This is a genomic window from Streptomyces sp. NPDC037126 (genome assembly GCF_055605965.1).
The window spans coordinates 22,644-37,330 of record NZ_JBVJTD010000015.1 but is presented as its reverse complement, the minus strand read 5'-3'; the positions used below and the strand labels follow the sequence as shown (position 1 = coordinate 37,330).

The 14,687-nt window shown below is 73.1% G+C and carries 9 protein-coding genes and 1 pseudogene; 5 read left to right on the top strand and 5 right to left on the bottom strand.

Annotated elements, in window-relative coordinates; all coding sequences use genetic code 11:
* Positions 1–10 precede the first annotated feature (10 nt).
* Positions 11–958: a phytoene/squalene synthase family protein gene (locus tag ACZ7FF_RS28805; RefSeq protein ID WP_470815600.1), complete on the top strand. Its 948-nt coding sequence runs from the start codon at positions 11–13 to the stop codon at positions 956–958.
* A 63-nt stretch (positions 959–1,021) separates the two neighbouring features.
* Here ACZ7FF_RS28805 and ACZ7FF_RS28800 read toward each other — a convergent pair whose 3' ends face one another.
* The 5 genes from ACZ7FF_RS28800 to ACZ7FF_RS28780 all read right to left on the bottom strand — a co-directional run bounded on the left by ACZ7FF_RS28800 (position 1,022) and on the right by ACZ7FF_RS28780 (position 7,064).
* On the bottom strand, positions 1,022–1,747 hold the full coding sequence (locus ACZ7FF_RS28800) for a helix-turn-helix domain-containing protein (protein WP_470815599.1): 726 nt from the start codon (positions 1,745–1,747) through the stop codon (positions 1,022–1,024).
* Positions 1,748–2,156: 409 nt separating this feature from the next.
* Entirely contained in the window at positions 2,157–3,665 is a 1,509-nt protein-coding gene (locus ACZ7FF_RS28795) for a cellulose binding domain-containing protein (protein WP_470815597.1), read from the bottom strand.
* 238 nt (positions 3,666–3,903) lie between these two features.
* Positions 3,904–5,223, bottom strand: a complete 1,320-nt coding sequence (locus tag ACZ7FF_RS28790) for a radical SAM protein (RefSeq protein ID WP_470815595.1) — start codon at positions 5,221–5,223, stop codon at positions 3,904–3,906.
* Positions 5,224–5,281: 58 nt separating this feature from the next.
* Complete coding sequence (locus ACZ7FF_RS28785) at positions 5,282–5,956, bottom strand: pyridoxamine 5'-phosphate oxidase family protein (protein ID WP_470815593.1); 675 nt, start codon at positions 5,954–5,956, stop codon at positions 5,282–5,284.
* Between the two features lie 100 nt (positions 5,957–6,056).
* The gene (locus ACZ7FF_RS28780; protein ID WP_470815591.1) at positions 6,057–7,064 is read right to left on the bottom strand and encodes a hydroxyacid dehydrogenase; all 1,008 of its coding nucleotides are present in this window, start codon (positions 7,062–7,064) and stop codon (positions 6,057–6,059) included.
* Positions 7,065–7,172: 108 nt separating this feature from the next.
* Between ACZ7FF_RS28780 and ACZ7FF_RS28775 the strand changes: the two are divergent.
* The 4 genes and pseudogenes from ACZ7FF_RS28775 to ACZ7FF_RS28760 all read left to right on the top strand — a co-directional run bounded on the left by ACZ7FF_RS28775 (position 7,173) and on the right by ACZ7FF_RS28760 (position 14,608).
* A pseudogene (locus ACZ7FF_RS28775) lies at positions 7,173–8,434 on the top strand (FAD-binding protein).
* Positions 8,435–8,564: 130 nt separating this feature from the next.
* Positions 8,565–9,809, top strand: a complete 1,245-nt coding sequence (locus ACZ7FF_RS28770) for an ROK family transcriptional regulator (RefSeq protein WP_470815589.1) — start codon at positions 8,565–8,567, stop codon at positions 9,807–9,809.
* A gap of 110 nt (positions 9,810–9,919) precedes the next feature.
* Entirely contained in the window at positions 9,920–12,787 is a 2,868-nt protein-coding gene (locus tag ACZ7FF_RS28765; protein WP_470815587.1) for a glycoside hydrolase family 2 TIM barrel-domain containing protein, read from the top strand.
* 171 nt (positions 12,788–12,958) lie between these two features.
* On the top strand, positions 12,959–14,608 hold the full coding sequence (locus tag ACZ7FF_RS28760; RefSeq protein ID WP_470815586.1) for an APC family permease: 1,650 nt from the start codon (positions 12,959–12,961) through the stop codon (positions 14,606–14,608).
* Positions 14,609–14,687: the final 79 nt, after the last annotated feature.

Genomic DNA, 14,687 nt, shown 5'->3' with positions numbered 1-14,687 from the left:
AAGGAGAGCAGTGCCCCGATGGTCCGCCGCCCTGACCGAGGCCGGCATCACTGACCCGACACTGCGGCGAGCCTACGACGCCCAGCGCGACCTGGTACGGAAGTTCGCCCTCCACCAGTACCTCGCCACCAGGCTGCTGCTCCCCGCGGAGCTCCACGCGCCCGTCGTCGCCATGGTCGCCTTCATGCACGAGACCGACGAGCGGATCGACGCCGGAGAGGTCGACACCCGCAAGGAGGCGCTGAGTTCATGGACGAGTGAGGTCGGGGCGGCGCTGGACGCCGTCCACGGCCCCGGGGCCTCCGCGTCCACGCTGCTGCGGGCGCTCGCCGACACCGCGCGCCGGTACCCGCACACGGCCGCGCGCGTGCAGGACTTCCTGGACGGGGCGCCCGTCGAGGCCGAATGGACCGGCTTCGACGGCGAGGCCGACTACCAGGCCTACATCGACGCATACTCGCTGCCCGCCCTGATGCTCACCGCGTCGCTGCTCGCCCCGGCGCCGAAGGCGGGTGTGGACGCGGCGTTCCACCAGGGGTGCCGGGCGCTGATCGAGGGGTGGCAGCGCGTCGACTTCCTGGCCGATCTCGCCGAGGACGCCGAGCAGGGCCGCATCGGCATCCCACGCGAGGAACTGGACCGGTACGGACTGACCGTCGAGGACCTGCGCGGCAAGTCGCAGGCGTGCGTTCCCGCGCTGGGGCGGCTGGTCGGCGCGCAGGCCGGTCTCGCCGAGACCTCGCTCGCCGCCTGCCGGGGGCTGCCCGACCTGGTCGACCCGCCCTACCGGCCGTTCCTGCGCGCCCTGATCTCCCTTCAGGTCCTCCAACTCCAGGCCGTGCGACGCAAGGGAGGCGCCCTCCTGCACGGCGGGGCGCGCCCGTCGATCCCGGCCGCCCTCCGCGTGCTGGCGCGGGAGTACCGCGCCGCGCGAGGCGTGCGGCGCGCGTCGAGGTGACGGACGGTCTCCCCCCGGCCGGCCGGGCGAGGCGAGGCCGCGGACCGCGTGGGGAGGCCGCCGTCAGTCGTCGTGCTTGGCCAGGCCCACCGCGCTCCTGAGGATGCCCATCACGCTCCTGCGGTGTCTGGGCGGCAACAGGCGCATCGTGGCGGCGAGTTCGCTGAGTTCGGGGTCCTCGTCGCCACCGGCCGCGGCCGCCGGCTCCTGGGAGGCGCGCTGGGCCGTTTCGACGACCTGGTGGATCGCGGCCTGCAACTGCCGTGACAGCTGGTCGCTGCCGGCCGACACGCTTCCCCGCAGAGCCACGCGCTCCACCCGCCGGCCCTTGAGTTCGGCGATCAGCCGCGCCTGCTCCAGGACGGGCTCAAGAGCCGTCAGGAGTGCGGTCCTCGGGCCCAGCGTGAAGAAGCCCGGGGCGCCGAAGAACTCCGCCAGGTCCTTGCTGACGTCGAATCCCGGGTTGCGCGAGCCGTTCAAAAGGTTGGTGATCGTCGACTTGGCGACACCGACGGCGTCGGCGACCTCCTGGAACGTGTGCTTGCGCCCGTTCTCCTTGAGCCTGGTGTCCAGGAGGAACCGCAGGCGGTCCTTGAAGGGCGGGTCGACCTCGTCGGGGGTGACGGGGTCCCCTGCGAAGAGTTTGCGGACCGTCGTCTCGGCGATGCCCGTTTCGTGGGTGAGCCGTTCGAAGTTGATCACCTCGACGGTGTGGCCCAGTTCCTCGAGCTCCGCCTTGATCGATGCCAGGGCCGCCGCGACCTCCTCCACCCCGGTGGTGTTCTCCATAAACAGGCGGTCTCCTGCTTCGTCGTCGGTAAACCCGCGCGGGCGGCGCACTGAAGGTTAGCGCTCGAAGGACGCACCCCGCACCAGTGGGGCTACATTTGTAGCCCATCCAGGGATCACGATAGATGCCCCAGGCGCCAATTGACATCCGCGAGTGGGTGCAGCATGATCCCTGTTCGTGATGGAGCGCCGACCGGCGGAGAGGTACGGCCCCCCAACACGCCGGCCACAGCCGTTCCATGTCACAGACCCGTAAGGCGCCGCGCAGACCCGGTCACCCACGGCCCGGACGGCCGAGTCCCGGGCGCCGGCCCCTGAAGCTCCGACGGTCACACCGCCACAGGGGAGCGGTGTGGCCGTCGGATCGGCCCGCTGCACGACCCGTCCGTCCGTGGCGGCTGCCGTCCCGTCAGCCCCTGGCGCAGGGCGCCCCGTTGAGCGTGAAGGCGTACGGCGCGCGGTTGCCGCCCTGCCAGGTGCCGACGAAGCCGAAGGAGAGGCTGCCGTGCGCGGGGACGGCGCGGTTGTAGTCGGCCGCGTCGGCGGTGACGCGGGAGCCGTTCTGGTGGACGGTGGCGTCCCACATCTGGCCGACCCGCTGCCCGTCGGGGAAGGACCAGGCGATCTGCCAGTCGGCGAGGGGCCGTTCGGTGGTGACGGTGACGGTGGCCTGGAAGCCGTCGTCCCACTCGTCGGTCCGCTCGTAGTCGACCCGGCAGGAGGCCGCCCCGGTGGTGGCGGGGGCGCTGGTGCGGGTGGTCCCGTGCGAGCCGGAGGGCGTGGCCGAGGGCGTGGCGGAGGGCTCGGCGGAGGAGGCGCCCTGGGGTTCGGGATCGGGCTCCTTGCCGCCGGGGTCCCGGGGCGCGGTCGCGGAGGGCGAGGGGACGGGCGAGGTCGCCGGTGAGCGGCCGGCCGTGGTGCGGGAGGCGGTGGGGTCGGCCACGGGCCGGCGGTCGTCGCGGATGGCGGCGGTGTCGTCGCCCGAACCGCCGAACGGCATCATCGACACGCCGAGCGCGAGCGCCGACAGCAGCACGGCGGTGGCCAGCAGCCCTCCACGCAGGACACGGCTGCGGCCCGCGTCCTCCTCGGGGCCCGCGGTGTCGGCGGCGCCGGGGCGGCCCCCGCCGAGCCGGACCTCGGTGGCGCGGCGGCGGCGCTCCAGATAGGCCAGGCCGCCCCAGCCGATCACCCCGCCGGCCACGGCGGCGGGCAGTCCGCCGCCGTGCGGCCGCAGACAGGCGGCGGCCTCGGCGCAGCGCACGCAGGTGGCGAGGTGACGGGAGAGGTCGTCGGGGGTGCCGGCGGTGGGCGAGCGGGTGACGGCGTCCAGCAGCCGGGCGTAGGAGCGGCACTGCGCGTCCATCGGGGTGTCGAGATGGGCGCGGTGGCAGCGGTCCCGGAACAGGGTGCGGACCTGGTCGAGTTCGTCGGCGACGGTGGCCGGGTCGAGGCCGAGCCGGCGGGCGACCGTGGGCAGGGGCAGCGCCTCCACCTCGGCGAGCCACAGCAGCGAGGCGTCCGGCTCCTGCATGTCCCTGAGGCCGCGCAGTGCGATCGGGCGCCGCAGCGGCGGGCCGGAGAAGCGCGCCGCGCTGCCGGAGTTGAGCCACAGCCTGAGGTCGGGGTCGAGCTTGTGCCCCTGCCCGTCGGCCTCCCAGGCGGCGGCGGTGGCGCGGACGGCGGTGAGCAGGGCGGGGATCGCCGGCAGCCGGGCGGTGCGGCGGCCCGCGCCGCGCACATGGGTACGCGCGGCGGCGCGGATCTCACGCATGCCGAGCGTGAACGCCTCCGTGGCCAGCTGATGGGCCGTCAGGGACCCGGAGGTGCACAGGTCCGCGTACGAGAGCACCGCGTCCCAGGCCTCCGAGAACAGCGCGGCCTCGGTGTCGTCCTGAGGAATCGGCAGGTCGGGCATGGGACTCCTGCATCACGCGCGAGGGCAACTCACCATAGGGAAAACAGAGTTGAAGGGAACCTCGCGGCAGAGCACAGAGCTTTTCACGCCCTCGCCACAACTGACAAGCGCCCTGTTCACATCCGGTTACGCATCGTGGCGGAGCGGATGCGCGCGGCACCGGGGTCCACAACTCCGTCTTCTGTTACGGATACCGGAGCCGTTCGACTCACCCACCCCGCCGGCCGCCCGCGCGGGATCACACCTCGGCCGGCTCCTCCTCGGGCAGGCTGTCCATGAAGGAGCTGACGGAGAAGACCGCGCGGCCGGGTCCGGGCGGCCCGTATCCGGGCGGGGAGGAGAGTCCGAAGTCCTCCATCGTCTGCCGGTAGGCCTGGAGCAGCCGGATGTGGTACTCCAGCGGCGCGCCCTGCGGGTTGGCCTTGCCGAGCGGGGTCGTGGGCTCCGGGCACCAGGTGGTGAAGCGGGGCGTGATGCCGTGCGACATGAAGAAGCGCAGGCCCTCGGTGGTGGAGGCGATCGCCTCGTCGACGGTGGTGAAGCCGAACGGCTCGGCCATCTCCACGCCCGCGACGAAGTTGGGGATCACGTTGCGGGCGCCGAAGATCTCCGCGGAGTCGAGGATCCGCCGGTGCCACTCGTCGCGGCCGACGTAGCGCTCCTTGCCGGGGCAGTACAGCTCGAACAGGCGGCGGTCCCACACCTCGAAGTTGGGGTGGTAGATCTGCACGCCGTAGTCCTTGAACCGCTGCACGTCGTCCTTGGGCAGCGCCTGGGCGACGACCTTGCCGATCCAGCGGCCCGGGAAGCGCTCCTCGATGGCCTTGGCGTAGTGGCCGTAGAAGTCGGCCTCGTCCCGGCCGGCGACGGTCTTGGTGATGGCGCCGCCGGTGAGGGTGTAGGCGGTGGACGCCTTCTGGGTGTCGTACCGGTCGATGATCTCCAGGGCCTCCAGCACCTCCTCGACGTCCTTCACACCGGTGTACGGCCGGCCCGCCGCCTTGTGCTGGCGCCAGTTGTGGTTGATGTCGCAGTACTGGCACTCCTCCTTGGCGCCGAAGTACTGGCAGACCCGGAAGACGGTCAGGTAGATGAGGTAGCCCCACTGGATGGTCGGGGCGACCTCCATCACGGACTTCCCGTTGGACAGGGTGTGCCGGTAGTACTCGGGCATCGGCGGCACACCGACGTCCGCGATCCGCTTGCCGTCGAGGTAGAGGCCGAGCAGCCCCTCGCCGTCGGCGGCGACCCGGTACGGCGAGGTGGGGTTCACCCGTACGGAGACGACCGTGCGGCGCAGGTCGTACGGGCCGCCCGTGAGGATGATCTCCTCCGGTGGCCGGCGCAGCGCGGCCTCGCCCAGTTCGGGCAGGGTGCCGTGGTCGAAGGAGAAGATGAAGTAGGACTTCGGCTTGACCTCGCCGCCCTCGTTGTCACTGAGGGCGGAGGGGTCGAAGGCCACCCCGCCCCGGAGCAGGTCCTCCTTGAAGACCGCCTCCCGCGGCACATGCGGGAACCGCTCCATCAGATCCTCGACCAGCGCGGTGCGACTGCCCATCCGTATGTCTCCTCCCGGCTCAGGCGTTCGCCTCTCACCGTATGCCCCCACCACGGGCTCAGCCGTGCCGGGTCCCCGCACGGCGCCCGATGTGTTCCGGTACGGCGGTGCCGGGGCCCAGCGCCGGGTCCGGCTCGGGCTCGCCCCAGGCGGAGACGAGCGGCAGCACCCCGGCCCACAGGCCGAGGGCGGCGTCGGGGCCGTCGCCGTCGTCCGGGGCGCCGGTGCGGATCTTGACGGAGGCCTCCTCCAGGGACAGCGCGAGGAGGGTGGTGGCGGCCAGTTCCCTGCGGTCGGGGCGGCGGGCGTACGACCACTGCCCCGGCGCGGAGTGCTCGGTGAGCAGGCGCAGGCCCGTCAGCTTCTCCTCCGGGTCGGTGACCCTGCGGGGCGTGCCGTGGATCATCGCGCTGCGGTAGTTCACGCCGTGCTCGAACACGGACCGGGCGAGCACGAGACCGTCGACGTGCGTGACCGTCACGCACACGGGCGCGTCCCCGGCGAGGCTGCGGCTGGCCACGGAACCGTGCAGGTACAGCCACTGCTCGTCGCGCCCGTACACCGTGGGCACGACCACCGGCCGCCCCTCGGCCACGACACCGAGATGGCAGACGAACCCGGCGTCGAGAATCGCCTCCAGCTCCGCACGCTCCACGCTCCCCTGCTCGCGCAGGCGGCGGTGACGGGTGCGGTCGGTGACCGGGAGCCGGGCGGGGAGCGGATGCGAGGTCATGACCGGAACGGTATCGATATCGCGAAGAAACAGCCATCGCATAAGCGGATATCATTGCGAAACGTCGATCGAACGACGAAATCCGCAGTCGACGGCGTTCTCAGGCCACTCGCTCCAGCTCCGCGGGGTCCACGGCGTGCAGGAGACCGGCGCCGGAGGCGAGGCGTTCGGCCTCCTCGACGACCGTGCGGCCGAGGCGGGCCAGTTCGTTGCCCTGGGAGCCGGCGAGGTGCGGGGTGACGAAGGCGCCCGGCAGGTCGAGGAGGGGGGAGCCGGCGGGCAGCGGCTCGGGGTCGGTGACGTCCAGGACGGCCTTCAGGCGCCCGGCGCGCAGTTGTCGGATCAGCGCCTCGTGGTCGACCAGGGCGCCGCGCGCGGTGTTGACGAGCACGGAACCGTCGGGCATCAGGGCGAGTTCGCGCGCCCCGATCAGATGCCGGGTCTCGGCGGTGTGCGGGGCGTGCAGGGTGACGATGTCGCTGGTGCCGAGCAGCTCGTCCAGCGGCAGCAGGGGCACGCCGAGCCGGGCCGCCCCCGCCGCGTCGACGTAGGGGTCGGCGAGCGTGACCGCGAGGTCGAAGGGCCGCAGGAGTTCGATCAGCCGGCGGCCGACGCGGGAGGCGCCGACGACACCCACCCGGCGGCCGTGGTTGCCGACGCCGGGGACGAGGTCGCCGTAGGGGTGGACGCGGCGGGCGCGCAGCAGGTCGCGGGAGGCGAGGGCGTCCTTGCCGGCGAGCAGGATCATGGCCAGCGTGTACTCGGCGACGGGCAGCGCGTTGGCGGCGGCCGCCGAGGAGACGGCGATGCCGCGCCGCCAGACCTCGGGGGTGGCGAAGCCCTTGACCGAGCCGGCCGCGTGCAGCACGGCGCGCAGGCGCGGCGCGGCGTCCAGGGCGGCGGCGTCCAGGCGGGGGCAGCCCCAGCCGGTGATCAGGACCTCGGTGCGGGCCAGGGCCTCGCGCGCCCGGGGTCCGGTGAGGTCGTGCGCCACCAGGGTGGGATCGATTTCCACGCACGCGCGCAGCCGGGCGAGCAGTTCCGGCGGGAAAAGGTGCGGGACATTCCGGGCAGTCATGGCGAAAAGCGCCTGGGGACGCTCGGGCAAGGAGGTGGCCTTCCGGCTCGGTGACGCGACGGCAGCAACCGCTCTCCACGGTAGGCCGCGCCGAATGAGAGGGTCAACGGACACGCACTCTCCCGGAGGGACGCACGGATGACAGGGACGGCCGACACCGCTGGGGCGCTCACCAACTGGGCGCGGACCGTCGCCTACGCGGCGAAGGAGTACCACCGCCCGGGCACGCTCGACGCGCTCAGGGCCCTGGTGGCGGGCGCCCCGCGGGTGCGGGTGCTGGGCAGCGGCCACTCCTTCAACCGGATCGCGGATCCGGGCGCGGACGGCGTGCTGCTGTCCACGGCGGGCCTGCCGCCGGTGATCGAGGTCGACACGGCGGCCCGTGCGGTACGGGTGTCGGGCGGGGTCCGGTACGCCGAGCTCGCGCGGGCGGTCCACGGGCACGGGCTCGCGCTGGCCAACATGGCCTCGCTGCCGCACATCTCGGTGGCCGGCTCGGTGGCGACCGGCACCCACGGTTCGGGGTCGGCAACGGCCCGCTGGCCGCCGCCGTGCGGGAGGTGGAGCTGGTCGTCGCGGACGGTTCGACGGAGACGATCGCCCGGGGCGACGCGCGCTTCGACGGCGCGGTGACCTCGCTCGGCGCGCTCGGTGTCGTCACCGCGCTCACCCTCGACCTGGAGCCGGCGTTCGGGGTGGCGCAGCACGTGTTCACCGAACTCCCGCTCGAAGGACTGGACTTCGCCGCCGTGGCGGCCGCCGGGTACAGCGTGAGCCTGTTCACCGACTGGCGGCGGCCGGGCTTTCGCCAGGTGTGGGTCAAACGGCGCACCGACCGGCCCGCGGTGGACTTCCCGTGGGCCGAGCCCGCCGCCGGCCCGCTGCACCCGGTGCCGGGCATGCCCGCGGCCAACTGCACCGAGCAGTTGGGCGTCCCGGGCCCGTGGCACGAGCGGCTGCCGCACTTCCGGGCGGAGTTCACACCGAGCAGCGGGGAGGAGATCCAGTCGGAGTACCTGCTGCCCCGCCCGGCGGCCGTTGAGGCGCTGCACGCGGTCGACGCCGTGCGGGAGACGGTCGCCGGGGTGCTGCAGACCTGCGAGGTGCGCACGGTCGCGGCGGACGCGCAGTGGCTCAGCCCGGCCCACGCGCGGGACTCGGTCGCGCTGCACTTCACCTGGGTACGGGACGAGGCGGCCGTGCTGCCGGTGCTGCGCCGGCTGGAGGAGGCGCTGGAACCTTTCGCGCCGCGCCCGCACTGGGGGAAGGTGTACGGCGTCCCGTCGGCGGTCCTGCGCGAGCGCTACGACCGCCTCGCCGACTTCCGTGCCCTGGCCCGTTCCCTCGACCCCGCGGGCAAGTTCACCAACGCCTTCGTCCGCGACCTCCTCGGCGGCTGACGGGCGGGACAGGACGCCGGACTTCCTCCAGCCCCTTTCCTAAGCCCTTGTCGAAAGCCGCTCCCAGCCCATAGCCTGACGCCCGCGCCGGTGCCCATGCCGCCCCGGCCGGGACGGGAGGGGCAGCCGGGTGAAGCGCACGTCACGTGACATCCGCACCGCGAACCGCTACGAGGTGCTGCGTCAGATCATCGCCGAGTCCCCGACCTCCCGTCAGGAGCTGGCGGCCGCCACCGGACTGAGCCTCGCCACGGTCGCCACCCTCGTCGGCGAACTCCTCGACCTGAGGATGATCACCGAGGTCGGCTTCGAGGACTCGGCCGGGGGCCGCCCCCGGGGCCTGGTAGCCGTCAACGCGTCCGGGGGCGCGCTGGTCGGCGTGGACATCGCGGAGACCTACGTCCATGTCGAGCTGTTCGACCTGGCGCTGAACGTGCTGGCCCGCGCCGAGGAGGAGATGCGTCCCGGCGAGAGCCGGCCCGGGCAGGTGGTCGGGCACGTGGCCGCCGCCGTCGGCTCGGTGGTCGCGCGGGCCGGGGCCGGGGCGGACCGGGTTCTCGGCGTCGGGGTGAGCGTGCCGGGCCAGGTGGACCGGGACACCGGCGTCGCCGCGTACGCGCCCAACCTCAACTGGCACCACGTCCCGCTGCTCGACCTGCTCGCCGAGCACATCGCCCACCCGCTGTACCTGGACAACCCGCTGCGCGCGTGCACGGTCGCCGAGCTGTGGTTCGGGGCCGCGCGGGGCCGCGGGGACGCCGTGGTGGTCAACCTCGGCACCGGGGTGGGCGCCGGGCTGGCGCTCGGCGGCGGGCTGCACCGGGGCGTGAGCAACAGCGCCGGCGAGTGGGGGCACACCACGCTGGTCCTGGACGGCAGGCTCTGCCACTGCGGCAACCACGGCTGCGTGGAGACGTACGTCGGCGCGCCCGGCATCATGCAGAACCTGCGCGAACTCAGCCCGGATTCCGCGCTGTTGCACCCCGGGGACCAGACGGCGACCGTCGACGCGCTGGCCCGGGCGGCCGCCGACGACGACCCGGTCGCCCTCAAGGTCGTCCGGGAGACGGCCCGTTACCTCGGCGCGGGCATCTCCGACCTGATCAACCTGCTCAACCCCGAAGTGGTCGTCCTCAGCAGCTGGGTCGCCTCCCGCCTGGGCGAACCGCTGCTCGACGAGGTGCGCCGCGCCGTCGCCCGGCACGCCCTGGGCCGGCCGCTGGCCGCGACCGAGATCGTCCTCTCCCCGATCCCCACCGACCCGGTGTCCCTCGGAGCGGCCACGTTCGCGCTGGAGGGCGCGCTGCGGTCCGCCGGCCAGCGGACCGGCACCGGACGCGTCATCGCGGCGAGGAGCCGTACCGCACCGCCTTGACGGCTACGGAAGGGACGCACGTGCCTCACCCCCGCAGCAGATCCCTGTTCGTGACCGCGGCGGCCCGACTCGGCGGTGACCGCGTCCTGAACGACCGCGCAAGGAGACCGATGTCCGTGCACTCCCGTACCGTCGTCGACTACGTCGAGGACGTCTCGCCGGGCTCCGGGGCACTGCCGCCCCGTGCCTGGTACACCTCGTCGGACGCCAAGTCGCTCTCCCTGAACGGAAGCTGGCGGTTCCGGCTGTCGCGTACGGCCGACGCCGAGGACGACTCCTTCGCCGAGGAGGGGTACGACGCCGGCGACTGGGCGAGGATCACGGTCCCCGGCCACTGGGTCCTCCAGGGGCACGGCTCCCCCGTCTACACCAACCATCTCTACCCGTTCCCGGTCGACCCGCCGCGGGTGCCGACCGAGAACCCGACCGGCGACCACCTGCACACCTTCGACCTGCCCGGGGACTGGCCCGCCGGCGGCGACGCCGTGCTCCGCTTCGACGGCGTGGAGTCCTGCGCCCGGGTATGGCTGAACGGCACGGAGCTCGGCGAGTTCAAGGGCTCACGGCTGGCGCACGAGTTCGCGGTCGGCCGGCTGCTGAGGAGGGCGGGCAACGTGCTGGCGGTCCGGGTCCACCAGTGGTCCGCGGGCTCCTACCTGGAGGACCAGGACCAGTGGTGGCTGCCCGGCATCTTCCGGGACGTCACCCTGCTGCACCGCCCGGCCGGCTGCGTCCGGGACTTCTTCGTGCACGCCTCCTACGACCACCGGACCGGCTCCGGCACCCTGCGCGTGGACTCCGACGTGGCCGGCCGGGTCACCGTGCCGGAGCTCGGCGTCGACACCGCGACCGGCGAGCCGGTGACGGTGCCGGTCGAGCCCTGGTCGGCCGAGGTGCCGCGGCTGTACGACGGGGTGCTCGCCACCGGGGGCGAGCGGGTGCCGCTGCGCATCGGCTTCCGCACGGTGGAGCTCGCGGACGGCCTGGTCAAGGTCAACGGCAGGGCCGTCCTCCTCAAGGGCGTCAACCGGCACGAGTGGCACCCGGAGCGGGGCCGCGCCCTGGACCCGGCGACCATGCGCGAGGACGTGCTGCTGATGAAGCGGCACAACGTCAACGCCGTCCGCACCTCCCACTACCCGCCGCACCCGGCCTTCCTCGACCTGTGCGACGAGCTGGGCCTGTGGGTCGTGGACGAGTGCGACCTGGAGACCCACGGCTTCACCGAGCAGGGCTGGCGGGACAACCCGGTCGACGACGACCGCTGGACCCCGGCCCTGCTGGACCGCGCGGCCCGCATGGTCGAGCGGGACAAGAACCACCCGTCGGTCGTGTTCTGGTCCCTCGGCAACGAGGCCGGCACCGGCCGGGGGCTGACCGCCATGGCGCAGTGGATCCGCGGCCGCGACTCCTCGCGCCTCCTGCACTACGAGGGCGACCCCAACTGCCGTGACACCGACGTCTACTCCCGGATGTACGCGGACCACGCCGAGGTCGAGCGGATCGGCCGCGGCCTGGACGGCGGCCCCGGCAGGCGGCGCCGGCTCTCCTTCCTCCTGTGCGAGTACGCCCACGCCATGGGCAACGGCCCCGGCGGACTCGCCGACTACCAGCGGCTGTTCGAGTCGTACGACCGGCTGCAGGGCGGCTTCGTCTGGGAGTGGATCGACCACGGCATCGCGCATCCGGAGCTGGGCTTCGCCTACGGCGGCGACTTCGGCGAGGAGCTGCACGACGGCAACTTCGTCTGCGACGGCCTGCTCTTCCCGGACCGCCGGCCCTCCCCCGGTCTTGCCGAGTACAAGAAGGTGATCGAACCGGTCGGCGTCACCGGCGACGGCACGGACGGCACGGTCCGGGTGACCAACAAGTACGACGTCACCGACCTGTCGGCCCTCGCCTTCTCCTGGTCGTACCGGGTCGACGGCGAGACGGTGGGGTCCGGCCCGCTGGCGGTGCCCGCGCTGGCGCCCGGCGAGTCGGCCGACGTCAAGCTGCCCGCGCCGCCGCCGGGGGCGCCGGCCGGCGAGGCCCACTGGACGGTCCGGGCGGCGCTCGCCGCGGACACCCCCTGGGCGTCCGCGGGCCATGTCGTCGCCTGGGGTCAGCTCCCGGCGTCGGAGCGCCGCGTCCCGCGCGTCCCGGCGACCGCCCGGCCGCTGTCCGGGGACGGCGCGATCACGCTCGGGCCCGGCACCTTCGACGCGCGCACCGGTGCCCTGACGGCGGTCGGCGCGGTCCCCGTCACCGGTCCCCGGCTGGACGTGTGGCGGGCCACCACCGACAACGACGACGGCGCCGCCTGGCAGAGCGACCTGCGCCACGGCCCGTTGTGGCGCCGGCTGGGCCTGCACCGGATGCGGCACCGCCTGGACGCGGTGGAGTCCGGCGGGGACGCCCTGACCGTCCGCACCCGGGTGGCACCGGCCGCGCGGGACACGGGTCTGTCGACGGTGTACCGCTGGACGTCCGACGGAGAGCGGCTGCGGCTGACCGTGTCCGTGACGCCGGAGGGCGACTGGACGGTGCCGCTGCCCCGGCTCGGCATCCGCTTCGGGCTGTCCTCGGCCGACCGTGTGCGCTGGTTCGGCGGCGGTCCCGGTGAGGCGTACCCGGACACCAGGGCGGCGGCCGAGACCGGCCGCTGGCAGTCGACCGTGGACGAGCTGCAGACGCCGTACGTGCGTCCGCAGGAGAACGGCGCCCGTATCGACGTCCGCTGGGCGGAGCTGGGCGGCCTGCGCGTCGAGGGCGATCCGGAGTTCTTCCTGACCGCCCGCCGCTGGACCACCGAACAGCTGGACGCCGCCAGGCACCTCGGCGACCTGGTACCTGGCGGGACGGTCTGGGTCAACCTCGACCACGGCCAGCACGGCATCGGCTCCCAGTCCTGCGGACCGGGCCCGCTGCCCCGGTACCGGCTGCGGGCCGAGCCGGCCCAGTTCTCGTTCGTCTTCTCCGAGTCCGAGGGCGCCTAGGCCGGTCGCCGGGCACGGACCTGACGACCGCACGGCCGGCCGGCGGCCCCTCCCCCGACCGGCCGTCAGGTGCCACGCCCCCCATCAGTCGTATGCGCCCATGGACTGGCGGGTCTGCACCGACATGGGAAGATGTGAACAAACATCACCCGACCTGTGGGGGTGTGGGTCATGGCCCTTTCGGAAGAGAAGATCCCCGCGCAGCAGAACCGCCGGCCGGGGCTGAGGCGCGAGATCGGCTTCGTCGGGCTCATCTGGGCCTCGGAGGGGTCGATCATCGGATCGGGGTGGCTGTTCGGCGCGCAGGGCGCCCTGGCCGCGGCCGGCCCGGCGGCCGTCATCTCGTGGGTCATCGGCGGGGTCGCGATCCTCATCCTGGCGCTGGTCCACGCCGAACTCGGCGGCATGTACCCGGTCTCGGGCGGCACCGCCCGCTTCCCGCACTACGCGTTCGGCGGCGCCGCGGGCGCCTCGTTCGGCTGGTTCTCCTGGCTGCAGGCCGCGACGGTGGCACCCATCGAGGTGCTGGCGATGATCACGTACGCCCAGCACTACTCCTGGGCGGGCGGCTGGGAGAAGGTCGAGCGCGGCGAGCACGTCCTGACCCCGCCCGGCATCGCCGTCGCGGTCGGCCTGATGGCGGTCATCACCGCGATCAACTTCCTGAGCATCCGGCTGCTGGCCCGCACCAACAGCGCGGCGACCTGGTGGAAGGTCGGCATCCCGCTGCTGACGATCTTCGTGTTCGCCATCGCCCAGTTCCACACGGCCAACTTCACCGCGGCCGACGGCTTCAACCCGTACGGCGCCAAGGGCATCCTGTCCGCGGTCTCCACCAGCGGCATCATCTTCGCGCTGCTGGGCTTCGAGCAGGCCGACCAGCTCGCCGGCGAGAGCGCCAACCCCAAGCGGGACATCCCGCGGGCGGTGATCGGGTCGATCGTGCTCGGCATCGTCATCTACATCCTGCTCCAGGTCGTCTTCCTGGCCGCACTGCCCGCCTCGCAGATCGGCAGCCACTGGGCGAGCTCCGCCTTCACCACGCTGAGCGGGCCGTTCGCACAGGTCGCCACGCTGATCAGCCTGGGCTGGCTGGCCACGGTCCTCTATCTCGACGCGGTGGTCTCGCCCGCGGGCACGGGCCTGATCTACATCACGGGGTCGTCGCGGGTGTCGTACGGGCTCAGCCGGAACGGCTACGTGCCCTCGGCGTTCGAGTCCACCAACCGGCGCGGGGTCCCCTGGGTCGGGCTGATCGCGGCCTTCGTGGTCGGCTGTGTCTGCTTCCTGCCGTTCCCGAGCTGGCGCTCCCTCGTGGGGCTGATCACCAGCGCGAGCGTGCTGATGTACGCCGGGGCCCCGCTGTCCTTCGGCGTGTTCCGCAACCGGCTGCCGCAGGCGCACCGGCCCTATCGGCTGCCGGGCGGCGGCTGGATGTCGCCGCTGGCGTTCATCGTCGCCAACCTGCTGATCCTGTGGTCCGGGTGGACCACCGACTGGAAGCTCGGCGTCGCGATCCTCATCGGCTACGTCATCCTGGTGGCCAACCGGGTGTTCAAGATGAACCCCATCACCCCGCAACTGGACCTGCGGGCCGCCCAGTGGCTGCCCGTCTACCTCGTCGGCATGGGCCTGATCGTCTACCTGAGCGACTTCGGCCCGCTGAAGGACCCGTGGTTCCCGCTGTGGTGGGACATGGGCGTCACCGCGGCCTTCAGCCTCGTCGTCTACTACTGGGCCATGGCGGTGGCGCTGCCGTCCGACCAGATCCAGCAGATGATCGACAAGGTCGTCGTCCCGGAGGAGGAAGCGGCCCTCTGACCTCGCGCCGCGACGACGGGCGCCTGCCCCAACCGCCCCCACGGAAAAGGCGCGTGCCACGTTTGCCTAGAAGCCCTAG